Source organism: Rhodococcus sp. NPDC049939, from assembly GCF_040656415.1.
In the GTDB taxonomy this organism is placed as follows: domain Bacteria; phylum Actinomycetota; class Actinomycetes; order Mycobacteriales; family Mycobacteriaceae; genus Rhodococcus_F.
Window position 1 is genome coordinate 1,538,296 of the sequence record NZ_JBFAMC010000001.1, and the last position, 20,953, is coordinate 1,559,248.

General features: G+C 64.5%; 20 protein-coding genes. 8 read left to right on the forward strand and 12 right to left on the reverse strand.

Features of this window, described 5'->3' with window-relative positions:
- Positions 1-36: 36 nt before the first annotated feature.
- Both AB0I57_RS07075 and AB0I57_RS07080 read left to right on the forward strand, forming a co-directional pair.
- Positions 37-1,398: an MFS transporter gene (locus AB0I57_RS07075; protein WP_358331754.1), complete on the forward strand. Its 1,362-nt coding sequence runs from the start codon at positions 37-39 to the stop codon at positions 1,396-1,398.
- 84 nt (positions 1,399-1,482) lie between these two features.
- A complete protein-coding gene (locus AB0I57_RS07080; protein ID WP_358331757.1) occupies positions 1,483-2,709 on the forward strand; it encodes an aminotransferase class III-fold pyridoxal phosphate-dependent enzyme in 1,227 nt (408 codons plus the stop codon).
- Here the strand turns inward: AB0I57_RS07080 and AB0I57_RS07085 are convergent.
- The gene (locus AB0I57_RS07085; RefSeq protein WP_358331760.1) at positions 2,673-2,975 is read right to left on the reverse strand and encodes a hypothetical protein; all 303 of its coding nucleotides are present in this window, start codon (positions 2,973-2,975) and stop codon (positions 2,673-2,675) included. The genes AB0I57_RS07080 and AB0I57_RS07085 overlap by 37 nt on opposite strands.
- Before the next feature lie 17 nt (positions 2,976-2,992).
- On the opposite strand from AB0I57_RS07085, the gene AB0I57_RS07090 reads away from it, so the two are divergent.
- Complete coding sequence (locus AB0I57_RS07090; protein ID WP_358331762.1) at positions 2,993-3,724, forward strand: hypothetical protein; 732 nt, start codon at positions 2,993-2,995, stop codon at positions 3,722-3,724.
- Here the strand turns inward: AB0I57_RS07090 and AB0I57_RS07095 are convergent.
- From AB0I57_RS07095 to AB0I57_RS07105, 3 genes are all read right to left on the reverse strand, one after another.
- Complete coding sequence (locus AB0I57_RS07095) at positions 3,710-4,390, reverse strand: PhzF family phenazine biosynthesis protein (RefSeq protein ID WP_358331765.1); 681 nt, start codon at positions 4,388-4,390, stop codon at positions 3,710-3,712. The two genes, AB0I57_RS07090 and AB0I57_RS07095, sit on opposite strands and share 15 nt — an antisense overlap.
- 89 nt (positions 4,391-4,479) lie before the next feature.
- Positions 4,480-5,019, reverse strand: coding sequence for a carboxymuconolactone decarboxylase family protein (locus AB0I57_RS07100; RefSeq protein WP_358331768.1), 540 nt, complete (start codon positions 5,017-5,019; stop codon positions 4,480-4,482).
- A 3-nt stretch (positions 5,020-5,022) separates the two neighbouring features.
- The gene (locus AB0I57_RS07105) at positions 5,023-5,610 is read right to left on the reverse strand and encodes a peroxiredoxin (protein ID WP_358331771.1); all 588 of its coding nucleotides are present in this window, start codon (positions 5,608-5,610) and stop codon (positions 5,023-5,025) included.
- A 201-nt stretch (positions 5,611-5,811) separates the two neighbouring features.
- Here AB0I57_RS07105 and AB0I57_RS07110 point away from each other — a divergent pair, with 201 nt between their 5' ends.
- Positions 5,812-6,744 (forward strand): LysR substrate-binding domain-containing protein, encoded by a 933-nt coding sequence (locus tag AB0I57_RS07110; protein ID WP_358331774.1) that lies wholly within the window; start codon positions 5,812-5,814, stop codon positions 6,742-6,744.
- 20 nt (positions 6,745-6,764) lie between these two features.
- Here the strand turns inward: AB0I57_RS07110 and AB0I57_RS07115 are convergent, their stop codons facing one another.
- Positions 6,765-7,520, reverse strand: a complete 756-nt coding sequence (locus tag AB0I57_RS07115) for a LysR substrate-binding domain-containing protein (protein ID WP_358331777.1) — start codon at positions 7,518-7,520, stop codon at positions 6,765-6,767.
- A 65-nt stretch (positions 7,521-7,585) separates the two neighbouring features.
- On the opposite strand from AB0I57_RS07115, the gene AB0I57_RS07120 reads away from it, so the two are divergent.
- Entirely contained in the window at positions 7,586-8,017 is a 432-nt protein-coding gene (locus AB0I57_RS07120; RefSeq protein ID WP_358331780.1) for a DUF5997 family protein, read from the forward strand.
- Positions 8,018-8,047: 30 nt separating this feature from the next.
- Here the strand turns inward: AB0I57_RS07120 and AB0I57_RS07125 are convergent, their stop codons facing one another.
- From AB0I57_RS07125 to AB0I57_RS07145, 5 genes are all read right to left on the reverse strand, one after another.
- Positions 8,048-8,962 (reverse strand): diacylglycerol kinase, encoded by a 915-nt coding sequence (locus tag AB0I57_RS07125; RefSeq protein WP_358331783.1) that lies wholly within the window; start codon positions 8,960-8,962, stop codon positions 8,048-8,050.
- The gene (locus AB0I57_RS07130) at positions 8,959-10,539 is read right to left on the reverse strand and encodes an FAD-binding oxidoreductase (RefSeq protein WP_358333255.1); all 1,581 of its coding nucleotides are present in this window, start codon (positions 10,537-10,539) and stop codon (positions 8,959-8,961) included. Before AB0I57_RS07130 ends, AB0I57_RS07125 begins: the two co-directional genes overlap by 4 nt.
- A 270-nt stretch (positions 10,540-10,809) precedes the next feature.
- A complete protein-coding gene (locus tag AB0I57_RS07135) occupies positions 10,810-13,329 on the reverse strand; it encodes a DUF3516 domain-containing protein (protein ID WP_358331786.1) in 2,520 nt (839 codons plus the stop codon).
- 60 nt (positions 13,330-13,389) lie between these two features.
- Positions 13,390-14,427: an alpha/beta hydrolase gene (locus AB0I57_RS07140; RefSeq protein WP_358331789.1), complete on the reverse strand. Its 1,038-nt coding sequence runs from the start codon at positions 14,425-14,427 to the stop codon at positions 13,390-13,392.
- 156 nt (positions 14,428-14,583) lie between these two features.
- Positions 14,584-15,540 carry a PAC2 family protein gene (locus AB0I57_RS07145; RefSeq protein WP_358331792.1) on the reverse strand — a complete coding sequence of 319 codons (957 nt, stop codon included), beginning with the start codon at positions 15,538-15,540 and terminating at the stop codon, positions 14,584-14,586.
- A gap of 333 nt (positions 15,541-15,873) precedes the next feature.
- On the opposite strand from AB0I57_RS07145, the gene AB0I57_RS07150 reads away from it, so the two are divergent.
- Complete coding sequence (locus AB0I57_RS07150; protein ID WP_358333259.1) at positions 15,874-16,551, forward strand: DUF5642 family protein; 678 nt, start codon at positions 15,874-15,876, stop codon at positions 16,549-16,551.
- Positions 16,552-16,700: 149 nt separating this feature from the next.
- Positions 16,701-17,855 carry a DUF4192 domain-containing protein gene (locus tag AB0I57_RS07155; RefSeq protein WP_358331794.1) on the forward strand — a complete coding sequence of 385 codons (1,155 nt, stop codon included), beginning with the start codon at positions 16,701-16,703 and terminating at the stop codon, positions 17,853-17,855.
- Positions 17,856-17,858: 3 nt separating this feature from the next.
- On the opposite strand, the gene galE is transcribed toward AB0I57_RS07155, so the two are convergent.
- Together galE and AB0I57_RS07165 are read right to left on the reverse strand one after the other, a co-directional pair.
- The gene (gene galE, locus AB0I57_RS07160; RefSeq protein ID WP_358331797.1) at positions 17,859-18,851 is read right to left on the reverse strand and encodes a UDP-glucose 4-epimerase GalE; all 993 of its coding nucleotides are present in this window, start codon (positions 18,849-18,851) and stop codon (positions 17,859-17,861) included.
- Between the two features lie 3 nt (positions 18,852-18,854).
- Entirely contained in the window at positions 18,855-19,547 is a 693-nt protein-coding gene (locus tag AB0I57_RS07165) for an iron dependent repressor, metal binding and dimerization domain protein (protein ID WP_358331800.1), read from the reverse strand.
- A 134-nt stretch (positions 19,548-19,681) separates the two neighbouring features.
- Here AB0I57_RS07165 and AB0I57_RS07170 point away from each other — a divergent pair, with 134 nt between their 5' ends.
- Entirely contained in the window at positions 19,682-20,953 is a 1,272-nt protein-coding gene (locus AB0I57_RS07170) for an acetoin utilization protein AcuC (protein ID WP_358331803.1), read from the forward strand.

The window sequence follows — 20,953 nt, forward strand, 5'->3', positions numbered from 1 at the left end:
GGGGAGTCCTCGTGTCAACCCAAAAGGAGCGCGAACATGGTGTCGTCGATTCCAGACCCGAGGGAGACGGTTCCACCTGGCGTTTTACGGAGGGCAATCGCGGCATCTGCGATGGGCAACGCCACCGAGTGGTTCGACTACGGCGTGTACGCGTTCACCGTCTCCTATATTTCCGCAGCATTCTTTCCCGGGGATACCACAACGGGCACGCTGTACGCGCTGCTCGTGTTCGCGGTGTCCTTCGTGGTCCGCCCGATCGGCGGGCTCGTGTGGGGTCCACTAGGGGACCGACTGGGGCGTCGCCAGGTGCTCGCCCTCACGATCATCCTGATGGCAGCCGCCACATTCTGCGTCGGTCTACTGCCGGGATATGACGCCATCGGAATCTGGGCGCCCCTGCTGCTGGTGCTGTTGCGCATGATCCAGGGCTTCTCGACCGGCGGGGAATACGGCGGAGCCGCCACCTTCATGGCTGAGTACTCCCCGGACCGCAAACGCGGCTTCTGTGGAAGTTTCCTCGAGTTCGGCACCCTGGGTGGGTACGCGCTCGGCGCGATCGTGGTGCTGGGAATCGAGCTGGCATCGACCGACGCATTCATGCAGGAATGGGGTTGGCGGCTGCCCTTCCTGATCGCGGGACCGCTGGGCATCATCGGCCTGTACCTGCGGACCAAGCTCGAGGACACGCCAGTGTTCAAGGAACTCGAAGAAGAGGGTGCCACCGAGCATGCGGTCACAACCGAGTTCAAGGACTTGGTCATCAACTACTGGAAGCCATTGCTGCTGCTGGCTGGGCTCGTGATCGCGCTCAATGTCGCCAACTACACGTTGCTCGGCTACATGCCGACATATCTCGAGACGCAGATCGGGCTCACATCGAAAGCCTCGTTGACGCTGTTCATCGTCGGTCAACTCATCATGATGACCGCAATTCCGTTCGCCGGGGCACTGTCGGACCGAGTGGGTCGCAAACCCCTGTGGTACGTCTCGCTCGTTGGCCTCTTCGTGCTCGCGACTCCGATGTATCTCCTGATGCGCCAGGGCTTCGGCTGGGCGGTTCTGGCGTTCGCGGTTCTCGGATCCCTCTATGTGCTGCAACTGTCAACGATCTCGGCCACCTTCCCGGCGATGTTCCCGACTCATGTCCGATTCGCGGGGTTCGCCATCGCTTACAACGTCTCGACATCGCTGTTCGGCGGCACCGCCCCCGCCGTCAACGAACTCCTCATCGACTGGACCCACAACACGCTGATGCCCGCGTTCTACATGATGGGTGCCTGTGTCATCGGACTCGTCGCTCTCAAGTTCGTCGCCGAGACGGCGGGAGCGTCGATCCGCGGGAAGGGTATTCCCGGAGTGGACACCGAGGCTCACCCGACGGCACTAGCCCGCGAGTAGAGGCGGTCGGAGAACCCGGAAGCCAGTGATCTCGCTCCCAGTGGCATAGTCGATACGGGTTGGTTTCACGAAGGGAAAACAAGAATGTCGTCGGCACTGTGGCACGGATTTGCGGACATGGGCGCGATCGAGCAGAAGGGCCCGTTCCTGGTGTCTCGCGGTGAGGGCGCGTACATCTGGGACGACCATGGCAACCGCTATCTCGACGCAACTGCGGGTCTGTGGTTCACCAATGTGGGTCACGGGCGTTCGGAGATCGCGGACGCTGTCGCAGAACAACTTCGGACAGTGGCGCACTTCTCGAACTTCGGTGATTTCGCGCCCGAAATCACGGTGAGGCTCGCCGAGCGCCTCGCGACTCTCGCGCCGGTGCCGGGCAGCAAGATCTTCTTCACCTCCGGTGGATCCGACTCGGTGGACACGGCAGCCAAGCTTGCGCGCCGCTACTGGCACGAAATGGGCAAGCCCTCGAAGACGATCGTTGTCGGTCGGCAGAAGGCCTACCACGGTATGCACGTGGCGGGCACCGCTCTGGCAGGAATCCCGGTCAATCGGGAGGGCTACGGCGAGTTGATGGCCGATGCCGCAACCGTGGCTTGGAACGATGCCAAGAGCCTGCTCGAACTGATCGAACGGATCGGTGCCGACAAGATCGCCGCGTTCTTCTGCGAACCGGTCATCGGTGCGGGTGGCGTTTACCTGCCCCCGGACGGATATCTTGCGGAGGTGCGCGACATCTGCCGCGAGCACGACATCCTGTTCGTCGTCGACGAGGTGGTGACTGGATTCGGGCGCATAGGCGGTCAGTGGTTCGCGTCAACTCGATTCGACCTCCAGCCCGATCTGATGACGACCGCGAAGGGACTGACTTCGGGTTACGTCCCGATGGGTGCGGTGTTCATCGCCCCTCGTGTCGCGGAACCCTTTTTCGCCGGCGGGGTCTGGTGGCGGCACGGGTACACGTACGGTGGGCACGCCGGTGCCGCTGCGGCCGCCATGGCCAACCTCGACATCATCGAACGCGAGAACCTGCTGGCCGAGTCGAAGCGCCTCGAGTCCTCACTGCACGAACACCTCGCACCCCTCGCCGATCATCCGCGGGTGGAAGAAGTGCGCAGTGGTCTCGGCGCTGTCGCAGCGGTGCAATTGGCGGATCCGGCCGAAGCCCTCCCGTTCGTGACTACTCTGCGGGCCCATGGCATCTCGGGCCGTGCTGCCGGCCAGGGTGCTATGCAGATCTCACCGTCGTTCGTGATGACCGATGACCAGGTGGCTCAACTCGCTGACGGATTCCGCCGAGCGCTGGGATGATTCGTCCCGGCCTCGCGTCCGCAGCGACGGCGTAGAGCGTCGTTGAGCCTGGCTCGCAATGTCGGTGGGGCAGGCTCGACCTCACGTCCGTCGTCCGTCGACGCATACGCACGGGTGTAGCGCTCATGGAGTCGAGCCCGGATCTCGTCAGGTGTGTACGCCTTTCGCTGCCGGTTCGCTCGAATGACGACGACGCCGGTCGCGGCCACCCCCGCCATTCCGGCGAGCCCGACGAGTTTCCACCACTGCCTACCTCGGAGTCGCATCCTTCTAGGCTAGGGGTATGGACGCCTCACGGGAATCGGACGCACGACAAAGCGGTTCGAGCATTGACCTCGATACCGCAGTCGAGGTCACCAGAACCGGTGACATCTGGATCTTCCGCGGACAATCTCCGGCCGACAGAGCGATTCAGGCGCTGACCAACAGTCCGGTCAATCACGTGGGAATGTCCGTGGTACTCGAGGATCTACCGCCGCTGATGTGGCATGCAGAACTCGGACATTCATTGCAAGACATGTGGACTGGCCGATTTCAGCGCGGTGTGCAACTGCACGACTTGCGTGCCGCGGTCCAGGTGTGGGGTGCGCGCTACGGACAACGGGGATGGCTTCGGCAGCTCGGTGACCCACCCACCTCGCAGCAGGAGGATGCGTTGCTACGCACAATTGCGCGACTGGACGGTATGCCCTTCCCGTCTACCGCGAAGCTTGCGTCACGATGGCTCGGAGGACGCCTGCCCCGTATCGGTCGACGACGGGAGCGCGCTGAAGGTGTCGAGGCCGGGGGCCTCGAGACCGCCTATTGCGCTGAGGTGGTCGCGCAGACGTACGAGGCGATGGGGTTGACCACCGGAAGACGCCGTTCCAGCTGGTTCGACCCCGGAAGGTTCTGGAGCGGGGACAAGCTCCCATTGGCTCCCGGCGTGAGACTCGGCCGTGAGGTCGAAGTGATCCTGGGCGAAGACGATCTCGTGGCCGGTCGGAACCGGCGGCCAACTTCAGACGGTGTGTGATTTCTCGGGGCGGACGAGGCCCCCGACCTCCACCCAACCAGCCGGGTCGTAGGTGGTGTGCAGCTGCGATCCACGACCCTGCGTGATGAGTAGAGCGTGGCGTAGGTGATCGGTGATGCGGACGGCGGCTGCCCCGGTTGCTTCGTCCTCCGTGATGCCGATGTCCGGAGCAAACATTCGCGATCGAATGGAATGTTCGACCCTGTCGGTCCATGCCCACAGGTAGTGATGGCCCGGACCGAACTTCTTCGGATCGGCGGCCTCCACCTCGCGTACGCTGCCCATCGGGTACAGCGAGAACTCGGGCGCCCATTCGGGCTTTGCGCGCACCCAAGTGAGAGCTCCCGATCGTCGGGTAGCGACGGAACCTGCCGGAACCTCGAGCGACCGGACCGGGGTGCCGCGCTCGTACAACCACCACGACAGCCCGACGGTGGGATGGCCGGCGAAGGGCAGTTCGGTGGTGGGAGTGAAGATCTGGGCGTGTGCGTACTCGGCGCCCGGGGCGGGAAGCTCTACGAATATCGTCTCGCTGTACTTCAGTTTCGCGGCGACGGACTGCCGGTTCTCCACGGGAACGGTCGAGGAGTCGACGATCCCGAGTGGATTCCCGTGGTGTCCCCTTTCGTCGGTGAACACTCGGACGACGTCTACGTGGATGGGCATTGTCGAACCCTATCGTCTCCGTTGCCCCGCAGCGGCCCGTCGGCGGCAATCGCCGCGCGAGGGGCCGCTGCGGTCAAACGACTGTTGCGTCAGACGCCGACAACGGAGAGAGTCTCGCTGGCCTCTACGGCCTGCGCGACACCCGCGATGATGGAGCCGGCACGGATTGCTTCGAAGATCACGTCACGGTCGACCCCTTCTTGGCGGAGGGTGTTCTCGTGAGCCTCCAGGCAGTGGTTGCAGCCGTTGATCGCGGACACTGCAAGCGACCACAACTCGAAGTCGGCCTTGTCGACGCCGGGGTTGCCGATGATGTTCATCCGCAGGCCCGCACGCAGGTCGTCGTACTTGCCGTCCAGGTAGCCCTTGGTGCGGTAGAACACGTTGTTCATACCCATGATGGACGCGGCGCCCAGGGCGGCGTTGTAAGCCTCGGCCGACAGGGTGTCGGCGGCCTCTTCGGCGATCTGCTTCAGCGTGGTCGCCGACTTGGTGGCGGCGGCCGTCGCGAGCAGCGTGCCCCAGAGCTGCTGTTCGTTCAGGACGGTGCTGCGCGAGATGGAACTCAGGTTGAGCTTGAGGTCCTTGGCGTACTCGGGCAGGGAGTTCTTGAGATTCTCGACGGTCACAGCTCAGACGCTCGCATTCAGGAGTTCGCCTGCGTTGATCGTCGGGTCACCCTTCTTCCAGTTGCAGGCGCACAGCTCGTCGGACTGCAGGGCGTCGAGGACGCGCAGTACCTCGTCGACGTTGCGGCCCACGGAACCGGCGGTGACGGAGACGAACTGGATCTCGTTGTTCGGGTCGATGATGAAGGTGGCGCGATCGGCGACACCGTCTGCGTTGAGGACACCGGTGGCCTCGGCGAGCTCACGCTTGAGGTCGGAGAGCATCGGGAAGGGGAGGGTCTTGAGGTCCTCATGCTGTGCGCGCCACTGGAAGTGGACGAACTCGTTGTCGACCGAGGCTCCGAGCACCTGGGCGTCGCGGTCGGCGAACTCGTCGTTCAGCTTGCCGAACGCCGCGATCTCGGTGGGGCACACGAAGGTGAAGTCCTTGGGCCAGAAGAAGACGATCCGCCACTTGCCGGCGTAGTCGTCGCTGGTGATCGTGGTGAAGTAGTCGTCGGGCTGCTGGGCGTCGACCTTGGAGAGGTCGCCACCGATGACGGCCGTCAAGTTGTAAGTGGGGAACTGGTCGCCGATGGTGAGCAGAGCCATATCTCGTTCTCCTACATCTCTTGTGAACATAGCGAGCGCTGTACAACCACACCCGAGGTGTCGGTTGACGTTTGGGCACCGAAAAGGGGGCCGAATCGCGTTACAGACCCGCGGCGCGGCCCAAGCCCCTTCTGGTGTGGCCTCATTCTGCACAACCCCAGCCAAAAGGCAAAGTCGATAGAAATACATATACTGATAGGCATGGCTGATCGGAGTTATCAACCCACGCTGTCACAGCTGCGTGCGTTTGTCGCGGTGGCGGAGTATCGCCATTTCGGCACGGCAGCAGCCCAATTGGGTGTGAGTCAACCCACACTGTCGCAGTCGCTCGCCACGCTGGAGAACGGGCTCGGTGTGCAACTCATCGAGCGCAGCACCCGACGCGTCCTCGTCACGGCGGCTGGGGAACGGCTCCTCGCCCAAGCCAAGGCGATTCTCGATGCCGCGGTCTGCTTCGTCGCATCAGCCGCGGGTGCAGGAGACCAGCCGGCCGGTCCCTGGCGGATTGGTCTGATCCCCACCGTGGCTCCGTACGTCCTGCCAACCCTGCTGCCGGCGCTACGAGAAGAAATGCCTGCCCTGGACCCTCAGATCATCGAGGACCAAACTGTCCGTCTGCTGGATTCCCTGCGCACCGGTGCGATCGATGTCGCGGTGATCGCTTTGCCGTCGGAGACTTCAGGACTGATCGAAATCCCTTTGTACGAGGAGGATTTTGTGCTCGTCCTACCCAGAAATCATGCGCTGGCCGACGAGGGCGACCTGCCGCTGGATGTACTCGGTGAACTGCCTCTACTCCTCCTCGACGAAGGCCACTGCCTGCGTGATCAAACGCTGGATCTGTGCCGGTCGGTCGAGGCGCACCCACTGTCCGGGGACACCCGCGCTACTTCGCTCGCAACCGTGGTGCAGTGTGTGGCTGGGGGGCTGGGTGTGACGCTGGTCCCGAACTCGGCTGTCGGAGTCGAAACCCGACGCGCCGATCTGGCCACCGCGCGGTTCGCCCGGCCCGTTCCGGGTCGGAAGATCGGCCTGGTCTTTCGGGCGTCGAGTGGCCGTGCCGAAGGGTATCGGCAACTGGCCTCTTTGATTCGGAGGGCGGCACCGGAGGGCGTCGTGGCCGTCGACATGTAGCTGTGGGAGCGCCGCTTCGATCAGCGGCGTTTGCGCCGACCCGATTTGCCCATGGGCCCAGACTTGCCGCCGCTGCGTCGTGCATCCGGCTTCCGCGGCTTCACGGACCTGGTCTCGGTATGCTTGCGAGGCTTGGACGTCTTGGTTTTCGGTGTCTCGTGCGGATTGCGGCCGCGTGAGCTGTTCACCGTCCGCCCGCGCACGATCCCGATGAACTCCTCGACCAGATCGGTCGTCTCATCCTCGAGCCACGACAGCGCGATCCGGGATTCGGGTGCGCCGTCGACCGGGCGGTAGGTGAGGTCCTTGCGGTGGTGCAGGCGAGCCAGCGACATCGGCACGACCACGACGCCGACCCCGGCGGCAACGAGATCGATCGCGTCACCCGTCGAGGCCGGGCGGTCCAGGGCTGGACGGCCCGGGAGCCGATCCCACACGAGAGGGGTGTCCAGAGGGTCGAGGACGAGTTCGTCGGTGAGATCGGCGAGAGCGACTTCATCGGCCGCAGTGAAGACATGGTCCTTGGGGACGATCACGACCGGAACTTCTTCGTAGAGAGGGATCACGCTCAGACCGTCGCGGTCGACCGGCATGCGGATGAGCGCGGCCTCGGCGCGGCGCTCACGTAGTGTCGCGGTAGCGTCGGACGCGTCGACCGGCACCAGTTCGAGTGGGGTATCGGTGAGGCGTTCGCCCCAGATGCGGACCCACTTCGCAGGTGTGACACCGGGGACGTACGCGAGCCGGAATGGTCGGGATTCAGTCTCCTCGGTCACCCGGTAAGGCTACCTGCCGGTTCCCGGACGCCGCCGGTGTGCGGCCTGCTCGTTACTCTTGACGCATGACGTCGCAGAAGACTCCCCAGACGATGAAGCCGGCCACTGCCGCAAAGAAGCTGGGTGTATACCTCCAGGCCACCCCTGCCGAGTTCCAGGCAGGCGTGGTCTCGCGCGACGACCTGAACGAATGGCAGACCAACCCGCCGGAATGGCTCGCCACGCTACGCCGCGAGGGTCCGCACCCGAAGGACGTCGTGGCCGCCAAACTCGGGGTGTCGATTTCCGGTCTCTCTCGTGGCGGCGTCACCGAAGCGCTCAGCACCGCACAGATCGAGGCGCTGCTGGCCGACAAGCCCGACTGGCTCGTCGCCGAGCGTGCCAACCTGGTCGAGGTTCGCAAGGAGGAGAAGCGGATTCGAGAGCAGCAGGCTACCAAGCGTGAACAGTCCAACCGCAATCCGCGTAGCGCCGGGCCGTTCAAGTCGTCGACCTAGGGTGCCGGGCTCGCGCGCCCCGGTCGCTACTCAGGCCGGCGCGTGACTCAGGATGTGCAACGCTGACGGAACCGCTTCGATCGTCACCGGAAGAGGCCCGACCCTGTCGCCGTCCGCGTAGGCGGGGATGCCGTCGCACTGCAGCCGCACGCTGCGTGAACGATAGGTCTGCACATCGGGTAGTTCCACGTGCGTGCCCTTGTAGACCCGCGGGAACAGCCGGATCAACCTCGATCGACGGCCGTGCTCGACAACCGTCACATCGAGCAGACCGTCGGTCCTGTCCGCCTTCGGGCAGATCAGCATCCCGCCACCGTACGAACGGCCGTTGCCGACCGCGACGAGCGTAGCGTCGACCTTCACCGTCTCGTCGTCCAGTTCGATGCGGTGGCGCAGGGGCTTGACCTGCGAGAGCTCGATGAGCATCGCCAGGTTGTACCGCATCGGGCCCTTCGGCCACGACATCCGGTTGGCACGATCCGCGACCAGCGAATCGAAACCGCTGGCAACGATGGTGCCCGCCCACACGATCGACCCGTCCGTGAGCGTGATCCGAGCGAGGTCGGACTCCTGCACCTCGCCGTCGACGATCACATCCGCCGCCGCGACAGGGTCACCAAGGGGGATACCGAACTCGCGGGCATGGTCGTTGCCGGTACCCGCCGGGATCAGCCCGATCGGCACCCCGACCTGCGCAGCCGTTTGCAACCCGATACTGATCGCACCGTCGCCGCCCACCACTACCAGCGCGTCGGTGCCCTCTTCGATGGCCCGCCGGGCCTGCTTGCGGGCGTGATCGGCGTCCGTCCCGATGATCTCGGTGACGGCAACTCCCCGCTCACGCAGGCGTGCGACCGCTTTGCGACCGGCGGTCAGTCCGTTGCCGTGCCCGGAAAGCGGGTTGATCAGGATTCTGACCTTCTCGATCGCCTTCTGTGTGCTCACGGAATCAACTTGCCGGGGTTGAGGATTCCCGCGGGATCGACGGCGTTCTTGACCGCACGCAGGACCGTGACACCCAGGTCGCCGACCTCGTCCCGCATCCACGGAAGATGATCGAGTCCGACGGCATGGTGGTGCGTGATGGTTCCACCGGCGGCCGTGATCGCATCACCCGCGGCGGCTTTGGCCCTGCTCCACTGGTCGATCGGGTCGTCGTTCTGTGCGCACACGATGGTGAAGTACAGCGACGCACCCGTTGCATAGGTGTGCGAGATGTGGCACAGCACCAGCGGCGGGGTTCCCTGCGCGGACAACGACTCGGTCAGCGCCTTCGTGATCGCGGCACGTAGGGTCGCGATATTGCTCCAGGTGGTGGCCGTCTCGAGGGTCTCGACCAACGCGCCCGCATCGAGCAGGGCGTCGCGCAGGTAGGGCGCGTCGAAACGGCCATGTTCCCAACCCTGCCCGGGCTCCTCGCCGAGTGAGGTCGCGCCGTTGGCCTCCAGGACGGCGCGGGCCTCGGCCACCCGCTGTGCGGTGTGCTCGGTGGTGCCCTCGAACGTGGTGATTGCCAGGCAACCACCGGTTACGGCTTCCTCGCCGATCTTGTCGTGGGTCGCGAGATTGACTCCCGTTTCGGCCTCGTCGGACAGCCGCAGTACGGTCGGGACCGCGCCTGCGCGCCGCAGTGCACGCAGTGCCGCCGCGCCGGTCTCGAAATCAGGGAAGCGCCACCCCTCCCGGACGACGGCCTCCGGAAGCGGATGCACCTGCACACGGACCTGGGTGATGACGCCGAAAGTTCCCTCCGAACCGACGAACAACTCGCCGAGATCCGGACCTGCCGCGGACGCAGGCGCGCGCCCGGTGTCCAGGGTGCCCGCCGGGGTGATCACCCGCAGGCCCTGCACCATGTCTTCGAACCGGCCGTAGCCAGCGGACGCCTGCCCCGAGGAGCGAGTCGCCGCGAAGCCGCCGATGGTGGCGAACATGAAGCTCTGCGGGAAGTGTCCTAGCGAGAAGCCAGCTGTGCCAAGCAGTTCCTCGACCCTGGGACCGGGCAGGCCCGCTCCCAGGGTCGCGATACCCGAGTCGGCGTCGAGGTCGATCAGCGAATCGAACCGGCGCATGTCGAGCGAGAGAACCGCGTCGAATCGGTCGCGCACCGGGTCCAGCCCACCCACGGCGCTGGTGCCGCCACTGAACGGCACCACGGCGATCGAGTTGTCTGCGCAATACATGAGGATCTCGGTGATTTCGTCCTCGGTGCCCGGGACGACGACGACATCGGGTGCATTCTGCTGCTCGGTGCTGCGGCGCCGCAGCATGTCGAGAGTGCTCTTACCGCCGGCCCGCAGCAGACGGTCGTTGTGGGCGGTGCTGCAGAACTGCTCACCGACGATCGCGGCGAGACCTGCGAGCTGCCCCTCGGACACCGCACTCGGGGCCAGGACCACTTCCTCCGCCAGGCGTTCGGGCATCTGTCGAATCTTGACGCCGAGGGCCTGCTGCAGCAGGCCCTCGATGCCGTCCGAGAGGGTCTTGCTCTTCTCCGGCGCGCCCCAGGCATCCCACTTCATCGGTGGTGTGGTCGGGGGTGCCGTCAGGACGGCTTGATCTTCCGGTCGCTCATTGCTCATGCGTGGCAGTGTCACACATCACACGGGAGCGCAACGGTGTTTCCCGCGTCCATGGTGCCCTCGTCACACCTGACGGATGGGCAGCAGCACTTCCATCTGTTTGCGTGTCTTCTTTCGCTCGTCCGAAAGCTGTAAGGAAAGACCACTTCCCTCGTGTCCGGAGGAGAGTTCGCCAGGCGTCGCTGACGCCGGGTGCGACGTGAGCGGTGCTCAGCCCTCGGCGACTTCGAACTCGTCGAAGACCACTTCACCGGCTGCGTCCGACTCGGCGAGGTTGACCTCACCGAGCAGTGCCCAGCCGTGGTCGCCCTCGGGGTCGTCCAGTATCTGTCGCACGCGCCACAACTTGGGCTCGACGGTCACCTGGAAGAGCAGGGGCCCGCGGGCTGACGGACCGGTGCCGATGTCGTCGTATTCGTCGAAGTACAACTCCATCAGGTCGGCCCAGTCGTCGGCATCGAGGCCGTCTCCGAGTTCTGCCAGCTCCTCCCAGCGCTCCCGCGCCGCCAGCTCGATGCGACGGAACATCGCGTTGCGGACCATCACCTTGAAGGCGCGGGTGTTCGCGGTGATCGGACGCGGCGCGTCGGCTCCGAACGCCACCTGCTGATCGTCGGACTCGGCGCCCGGGTTCGTCAGCTGCTCCCATTCGTCGAGCAGGCTCGAATCCACCTGGCGGATCAACTCGCCCAGCCACTCGGTGAGATCCTCGAGCTCCTCGGTACGGGCCTCTGACGGAACCGTCTGCCGTAGTGCGCGGTACGCGTCCGCGAGGTAGCGCAGCACCAGACCCTCCGACCGAGCCAGACCGTAGTGACTGATCAGTTCGGCGAATGTCATCGACTTCTCCACCATGTCGCGCACCACGGACTTAGGGGAGAGGGTGAACTCGCTCATCCACGGATGACCCGCTCGATAGGTTTCGAATGCGGGGAAGAGCAAGTCCGCCAATGGCTGTGGCCACGTGATCTCCTCTAGGAGTTCCATGCGCTCCTCGTACTCGATACCGTCGGCCTTCATCTCGGCGATCGCCTCACCCCGCGCGGCGTGCTGCTGGGCCATGAGGATCTGCCGTGGGTCGTCCAGCGTCGACTCGATCACCGACACGACATCGAGTGCGTAGCTGGAGGATTCGACGTCGAGCAGTTCGAGTGAGGCGAGCGCGAAAGGCGACAACGGCTGGTTGAGCGCGAAGTCGCGTTGCAGGTCCACCGTCAGGCGCGCCAGACGGCCGTGCTCGTCGGGCTCGTCGAGTTGCTCGACGACGCCCGCTTGCAGCAGCCCCCGGTACAGCCGGATCGCCTTGAGGATGTGCCGACGCTGCGCCGGGCGCGGCTCGTGGTTGTCCTCGAGCAGATGTCGCATCGCCCGGAAACCGTTGCCGGGCCTCGCGATCACGTTGAGCAGCATCGAATTGCTTACCGAGAACCGCGAGACGAGCGACTCGGGGGACGCGGCGGTCAGCTTCTCGAACGTCCCCTCACCCCACGACACAAACCCTTCCGGAGGCTTCTTTCGCTGCACTTTCCGCCGTTTCTTCGGGTCGTCTCCGGCTTTCGCCAGTGCCCGCACGTTTTCGATCTCGTGCTCGGGTGCCTGGACCACGACATTGCCGAAGGTGTCGTAGCCTGCGCGGCCCGCACGGCCGGCGATCTGGTGGAACTCGCGCGCCCGCAGCTGGCGGGTGCGGGTGCCGTCGAACTTCGTCAGGCCCGTCAGCAGCACCGTCCTGATCGGCACGTTGATGCCGACGCCGAGCGTGTCGGTGCCGCAGATGACCTTGAGCAGGCCGTCCTGTGCGAGCCGCTCGACGAGCCTCCGATACTTGGGCAGCATTCCTGCATGGTGGACGCCGATACCGTGACGGACCAAGCGTGACAGCGTCTTCCCGAACCCGGTGGTGAACCGGAAGCTGCCGATGGCCTCCGCGATAGCGTCCTTCTCCGAACGGCTGCACAGGTTCACGCTCGTCAGTGCCTGCGCCCGCTCGAGCGCTGCGGCCTGCGTGAAATGGACGACGTACACGGGAGCCTGGTGGGTGGTGACGAGTTCCGCGATCTCCTCGCCGATCGGAGTCTGCGAGTAGGAGAAGTGCAGTGGAACAGGCCGTTCGGACCCCGACACCTCCGCTGTCTCCCGCCCAGTCCGCTGGGTGAGGTCCTTGCGCAGGTAGGTGACGTCACCGAGAGTCGCCGACATCAACAAGAACTGGGCCTGTGGCAGTTCGATCAGAGGAACCTGCCATGCCCAGCCGCGGTCCGGCTCGGAATAGAAGTGAAACTCGTCCATGACGATCTGTCCGATGTCGGAGCCCGGACCTTCGCGCAATGCCAGGTTCGCGACGATCTCGGCGGTGGCGCAGATGATCGGGGCCGACGAGTTCACCGACGCATCGCCGGTCATCATGCCAACGTTGTCCGCACCGAACACATCGCACAGCGCGAAGAACTTCTCACTCACGAGCGCCTTTATCGGCGCGGTGTAAAACGTACGCCGACCTTCCGCGAGCGCGAAGAAGTGCGCACCGAGCGCGACCATCGATTTGCCCGAGCCGGTGGGGGTGGCGAGGATGACGTTGGCTCCGGAGACAAGCTCCATGAGCGCCTCCTCCTGCGCAGGGTACAACTGCAGGCCGCGGTCACTCGTCCATGAGGTGAACGCATCGAACAGTGCGTCGGTATCGACGCGCGTGGGGTGGCCAGTTCGGGGGAGCAGATCGGGCAGCAGCACCGTTACAGGCTAGAGCCTGGCGGGGCCGTACCCGCATTCCGGACCTAGGTGCGGCGGTCCTCAGGTGGCGCTGCGTTCGTCGGACTCTATGGCGTCGAGGACGGCCATGCGGGTGGAAACACTGCCGGAGATGGTGCTCTTGCGGTAACCGTCGACGATTACTTGACGCCACCAGTCCTCATCGAACACGTGCGGGCGCGTAGTGGCCAGGAAGTTCTCGATCGTACGCAGGAACCGTATCGGATCGTCCCGGAAGGGAAAGTGTCCGGAACCTTCGAAGATCTCGAGGTGCGAGCCAGGCATCGCTGCATGCGCTAGATGGGCGTGACTTGCCGGAATCACGGTGTCCTGGTCGCCCCAGATGAGCTGAACGGGCACGTCCGCGGTCAGGTAACTCCGATCCAGCATCGTCACCACCTGGCCGCGCCAGTCGACCACCGCACGCAATGTGCGCAGAAACGCCGACGAGGCGGTCGGGTCGGGGAGTCCGGACAGCACCCGCACCAGGTCCGGGGTGTCATGCAGGAGCGCGCCCGGGCGGAGGCGGGTTTGGTGCAGTTGGCTCAGGGCGTTGCCGACCAGTCGGACCGTCGACATGGCGCCGGGAACGCGTAGCAGTTTCATCGCTTCGTTGACGACCGGGACCGCCGCGAGACGGAGTAGTGGGTGGACGTCCTTCGTGACCCCGCCCGCCGATACCAGTACGAGTCGCTCCACCATGTGTGGGAATTGGTAAGCAAACTGCATGGCGACCCCACCGCCGAGCGAGTGGCCGATAACGGTGACGTGGTCGATGCTCAACGTGGACAGCAGGTCCCGCACGCCGTTTGCATACGCCGCCACCGAGTAGTCGGCACGTGGCTTGTCGGATCGACCGTGACCGAGCAGGTCGGGTGCGATGACCGTGTGGTTCTTCGCAAGGTGGGGGATGATCTCGGTCCAAGTCGACGAGTTGTCACCGATTCCGTGCAGCAGGAGGATCGCAGGCCCCTCGCCGGCCATGCGGAACGCGCGCCGATACCCATGGATGGTGCGGAACACCATCCGCGTTTCAGCATTGGGGACAGGCCTGAGCTTCCGATTGCGGTTTCCGCTCATGTCGCCTCCTGGCTGTCGTGCAATTCTGAAAGTTGACGTCATAGTCAACTTCGGAGGCCTAGACGCTAGGGCACGACGCGTCACTTGACAAGTGTCAAGATTTCCGCGCGGAAGCGACGTGGTAGTCGCACAGCCGGATAAGGGGTCGCGTAGCGCCTAGGCGCCTGTGCCGCGACCGGTGCCTGAATCGTCTTCTTCCCCGCGGGACTGCTCCGCCAGGAACCGCTCGAACTCCGCACCGAGTTCGTCACCGCTCGGAAGGTTGTCCTCGCTGGCCAGGAGGGTCGACTGCCGTTCCTGGGCGGTGACGAAGGCGTCGTACTGGCGTTCGAGAGCGTGGACGACGGTTTGCACTTCATCGTTGCCGGCGATGTGCTCGTCCACCTGCTCCCGTACCCGCGCTGCCGCCTCGCCCAGAGCCGCCAGGGGCAGATCGAGTTCAGTGACTTCACTCACATTTTCGAGCAGTGTTTCTGCGGCTCCCGGGTAGTCCGTCTGGGCGAGGTAGTGGGGAACATGGACCGAGAATCCGATCGATTCGTGCCCGTGCTGCGCCATCCGCAACTCGATCAGCGAGGAGGCGCTGCCAGGTACCTGCAACTCGCCCGACCAGCGCTGGTGATCCTTGATCAGTTTCTTTTCGGTGGAGTGCGCGGTTACGCCCAGCGGACGGGTATGAGGGATGGCCATGGGAATGGCGTTGATTCCGACCGTTCGGCGCACGCCGAGTTGTTCTGCCAGCAGGCGCACAGCGGTGGTGAATCGCTCCCACCGGAAGTCGGGTTCCATACCGGCGAGCAGTAGGAAAGGGGTGCCGTCGATATCTTTCAATGCATACAGATTCAGTTTGGGTTGGTCGTAGTCCGAGAAGTGATCGACCTTGAACGTCATGGTGGGCCGCCGTGAGCGGTAGTCGACGAGTTCGTCCACTTCGAACGAAGCGACCAACTCGTTCTCGAGGCTCTCGAGGAGGTGCTTGGTAGCAAGTTTCACGGCGTGGCCTGCGTCGGAGAAGCCCTCGAGCCCGTGGATCAGCACGGGACCCTGCCCGTCCGCGGAGGACAACTGCGGTGCCGGGAATTCCAGTTCGTACATCTTCGACTGTTCGTCCATTACAGACCTCTTCTCCTTCGTGCCTAACCTCCAGTGTCCCCTATCGCCCTTGGCGCCGATACGCCGGACGTTCCCAAGGAGGTTCTGCACGCAGCCAACACAATGCGGCGAACGATAATTCCTGGAAAACAGTCTTATCGGGGCGGCGATGGGGGCGATTTCCGTGTCTCGGGGAGTGGTTCGCGCAAAGTCCCGACCGCAGCCTGCTCACTGACGGTGTGTCGGCATGGCAAAGTGACCGACAGGGTCCCGGCGGGAGCATGGCGATTACGACAGGGGAGGTCGACGGTGAGGCCACGGCGGACTTCGGTACGGACTGCGATCGGCGTTCCAGTGGCCGCCGTTGCCGCGGGAACATCAATTCTCGCCGGGTGTTCCTCGACAGTCGCGGGTACCGCGATCCCCGACCCGGCGTCCCCCGGTTCGGTGGCAGGGTCGCCGTCCGGCAAGGGGCTTTCGAAACTCTTGCTCGATCCGGAGGACTTTCCGACCCGGTACGAGGCGATCGTGCTGCCACCGCAAGCCGTGGCGATGGCGGCACCCGATCTGACTGGGGTGCCGCCGAATGCGGTGGTCGACCCGGCCGATTGTGCGCCGCCGGAACAAGACTACGGACCCACGGGCACGGTTATGGCTGTGGGAACGAACCACGCGAGTCGGTCGACGATCTCGGTCGAACTGACGAGGACCGACGCGCCCCTCGCCGAGCTCGGGAAGCAGTTGGAGGAGTGTCGCGAGGTCGCCGTGACCGACAACGGAGCGGAGTCGGTGGTCACCACTGAGATCACCCCCGCCCCTCCCATACGGGCCGACGACACCCTTGCGCTTCGTCGAACCGTCAAGTCCGGCAACGAGACCGAGGCGGTCGTCCAGTCTATGGTCACATTGATTGCTCGAGTGGGCGATGTGCGTGTCTCGACCACCTTCATGTCTTTCGGCGGAGCGAAGGCCGATACCGCGGCGCTCGACCAGGTGTTCACCGCAGCAGTTCAGAAGGTGCAAAACGGCTGAAATGGGTGCTAGCGCACGGACCTGACGAATTCCTGGATCCGTTATCGCGTCTCAGGGGTTTGTGCACAACGGGTTCCGGGTCCACAGTCCCGCGCATCGTCCCTGTTCGCAGTTCATGATGATCGGCGATGACAGTCACAGTGTGATGCATGACGACGCACGCATCTGCCTCCAGTTCCAATTTCTCCGACAACCCGGCCGACGGGTTGTCATCGAACCAGTTCGCTGTGCGGTTGTCCGACCGCGGCGAACTCTTTGCGGCGCTTCCTGCTCTGCTGGGCTTCCGGCCTGAACGCTCGATCGTCGCAGTGACCCTGTCCGGGAAGCCGACCTCGGCGCTGGGTGCCGTGATGAGGCATGATCTGTTCCTCGGCGGTGGAACCGCGGCGACCGAGTCCATGTGTGCGGTACTGAAACAATTCGGTGCGGTGTGCGAGCGGGAGAATGCCACCGGTGTGCTCCTGCTGCTGGTCGACGACCGCATTGCTGATAGTCGCGCGACTTCGCATGGTGAACTTGCCTCTATGGTTGCGATGTTCGAAGACCTCCTCGATTCGACGCCGACCGAACTGCTCGATGTGCTCGTGACCGGTGAAATTGCGAACGGTCGCGAATGGTTCAGCCTCCTCGCGGGTGGGGCTCGCGGCGTGCAGAGCGACCCCTCCTCATCCCACGTTGCGGTCGCGCAGGTTCTGGGAGGTCGAGCGATCCGCTCCTCACGTAGCGACCTCGAAGCGACGATCGAAGTTGGGCCGGCACTCGAGCGGATGAAGATCGCGGCACTCATCGACAACGCCCGCGAAAAAGCCTTTCTGAAAGGCGAACTGGCAGAGTGGACCGCCGATCCGGAGCGCGGTCGACGCCGCGCTCTCGAATCGGTTCTGTCGGCCATCGCACGAGTGTCCTCCGGAGAGCGGGTCTCTGCCCAGGATTGCGCACAGTTGGCGGTTACGTTGGACGACGTCAAGGTTCGGGACAGCGCTCTTGCGCTTGCGGTGGGCGCCTGCGCCGACGACGCCGAACAACTGTGGATTCTTCTAGCCCGCAATCTCCCAGACCCGGAACGTGCGAATGCTGCGGTGCTGCTGGGATACAGTGCCTACGTTCGTGGCGACGGGCCGCTGGCAGGTATCGCGTTTGGCGCCGCGCTGGATTCGGATCCCGGCCATGTTCTGGCCGGGTTGCTCGACCGCGCCCTCCAATCCGGACTCCGGCCGGCTGCTGTGCGCGAACTGGCCTCGACCGGGTACGAGTGTGCGAAGAAGATCGGTGTCACGCTACCCCCGCCGATCGAGCTCGCGTGAGGGCTACCACTTGGCCGCGTGCGACCTGTCTCCAAGTTCCTTCAGGTACGACCATGCGTCCGCGACGATCTCGTCCAGATCGGTGTGCTCGGGGCGCCACCCGAGTTCCTTGATTGCGCGAGCGCTGGACGCGACGAGTACCGCAGGATCGCCCGCCCTTCGCGGAGCGTCCTCGACCGCAATGGGCAGCCCCGTTACCCGTGCACAGGCCGAGATGACCTCGCGCACACTGAATCCCGCACCGCTGCCGAGATTGTAGATGCGGTGGTGGCCCTCGACGGAGGACTCCAGAGCCAAGATGTGGGCCTCCGCGAGGTCCAGCACATGAATGTAGTCACGGATCGCCGTTCCGTCCGGAGTGGGCCAGTCGGTTCCGAAGACCGAGATCTTCTCCCGCTGTCCGAGAGCAACCTGGAGCACCAGGGGAATGAGGTGTGTTTCGACGATTCGGTTCTCGCCGGCCGACTTGTACGCTCCAGCGACGTTGAAATAGCGGAGGCTGGTCGCCCCGAGCGAATGCGCCACCGAGTACGACGTGATTGCATGGTCGATCGCGAGTTTGGTCGCGCCGTACGGGTTGGTGGGACGGGTTGGGTCCGACTCGGTAATCGGCGAATGCTCGGGCTCCCCGTAGGTGGCGGCCGTGGACGAGAACACCAACCTCCGAGTCCCCGAATGCCGCAGCGCTTCCAAGAGCTCGAGGGTGGTGACGACGTTGCCGCGCCAATACTTCTCTGGTTGCTCGACGGACTCGCCCACGAGCGACCTCGCCGCAAAGTGCAGGACGCCGTCGAAGCGCGGTGTATCACCGGTGCCGAGGACGTTCGCCGCCAGCTCCGCTACGTCGCCCTCTATGAACTCAGCGCCCTGTGGCACCGCGTCGGCGTTACCCGTGGACAGATCGTCGATGACTACGACCTCATGTCCCCGTTCGAGCAGGACAGTGCTGCAGACGCTGCCGACATAGCCGGCACCGCCCGTGACCAGAAGTTTCATGAACTATCCCTGAACCTGCCTCACCTGGACGGCGTGCGCCATCTCCTCGGGCAGATCGAACCCGGTGTGGCCGGGCACCGTGATCGTGACCGAGCCAGGCTTGGTTTCGACGGTTACGCGAGCGTCAGGGACGACACCGGCTTCGCGCAGCTGTCCGATGACGTCCGGGTCGGACTGCACGTACTCGGCCAGACGGCGCACAACGACTGCGATCGGTTTACCGGGCGGGATGTCGGTGAGGCGGATGAGGTTCTCACGTGCGTCCACCGGCCGGTCCAAACCAAGTTGGGCAAGTCCTGGAATCGGGTTGCCGTACGGAGAGGTCGTGGGGTTGTTGAGCACTTCCACCAGCCGACGCTCGACTTCCTCGCTCATCACGTGTTCCCAGCGGCACGCTTCAGCGTGAACATCTTCCCACCTGAGGCCGATGATGTCGACGAGAAGCCGCTCGGCCAGGCGGTGCTTGCGCATGACCGAGACCGCGAGTTCGCGGCCCTTCTCCGTCAGTTCCAGATGGCGGTCACCAGCGACCAGGAGGAGGCCGTCGCGCTCCATCCGCGCGACGGTCTGGCTGACCGTAGGGCCACTCTGCTCGAGCCGTTCGGCAATGCGTGCCCGAAGAGGAATGACGCCCTCTTCCTCCAAGTCGTAGATCGTGCGGAGATACATCTCCGTGGTGTCGACCAGATCCTTCACACTCACACCCCTTCGTCTGGGTCGATTCTACCGTTCGACCCCCGTCAAACATGCGTTCGGCGTCTCGCAGCGCGTCGGCTCAGTTGTACACTGCACCTCTGGCACCGTCTGAAGCGGACCAGTAGCGTGAGTTCATGGACGCGTCGGTCAATGCTGGGAAGGATTCGGCTGCAGCGGTATCGAACCGAGCAGTTGTGTGGAGCCCGGATTACCTCAGCTATCGGTGGAGCGCGGACCACCCGATGAACCCGGCCCGGTTGGAGTTGACCATGTCACTCGCCCGCGGTTTGGGGATCCTCGAGGGCGCCGAATTGGTGCGGCCCGAAGCAGCTTCGGACGAGGATCTGTTGCGGATACATACACGCGGGTACATCGAGGCCGTGAAGCGTGCCGGACATTCGACCACGCCGGGGGTGCTCGGACCAGACTCCCCGCACGGTCTCGGCACGGAGGACAACCCCGTCTTTCCTCAGATGCATGAAGCGAGCGCAATCCTCGCCGGTGGTTCCTTGGCTGCCGCGCGGGAGATCGCATCGGGTCGCACGCTCAGAGCAGTGAGTGTCGGTGGCGGCATGCATCATGCGATGCCCGACTGGGCCTCCGGGTTCTGCGTGTACAACGATGTTGCTATCGCGATCTCATGGTTGCTGGACAACGGTTTCGACCGAATCGCCTACATCGATGTCGATGCGCACCACGGAGACGGGGTCCAGCACGCCTTCGCCGACGACCCGCGGGTATTGACGATTTCGTTGCACCAGCATCCGGCAACGCTCTGGCCCAACACTGGATGGTCGAGCGAAGTCGGCGGGGGTTCCGGCGAAGGTACGTCAATCAACCTCCCCGTCCTGCCAGGGACCGTTGATGGGCCGTGGCTCAGGGGGTTTCACGCTGTCGTCCCAGGTGCGATAGCTGCCTTCCGTCCCCAGATCGTGGTCAGCCAGTGTGGTGTCGACAGTCACCGCGAGGATCCTCTCGCAGACCTCGCGCTGACGGTCGACGGCCAGAGGGCGGCATTCCTGGCCATGCGGGATCTGGCTGACCGACACGCCGAGGGGCGCTGGCTCGCTGTAGGCGGCGGCGGGTACGGACTCGTTCGAGTCGTGCCCCGGGCCTGGACGCATCTCATTGCGGCGGCACTCGATGTCGACCTGCGACCAGACCGGGCCATCCCCGAGGCCTGGGGTGAACTGGCACACTCGATGGTTCCCGGTGCGGATCTTCCGGACACCATGAGTGATGGCGGTGACGTCGACTATCTGCCCTGGGACGGCCCAGGCGGCGCCCCGGAAACGGGGACCTCGACCGTCGACCGAGCTCTTGCGCGCATCGACTCTGCGGTCATCGCCACTCGCCGGGCGTGCTTCCCGCTGCTCGGTCTGGACCCGGAGGATCCCCGTGACTGA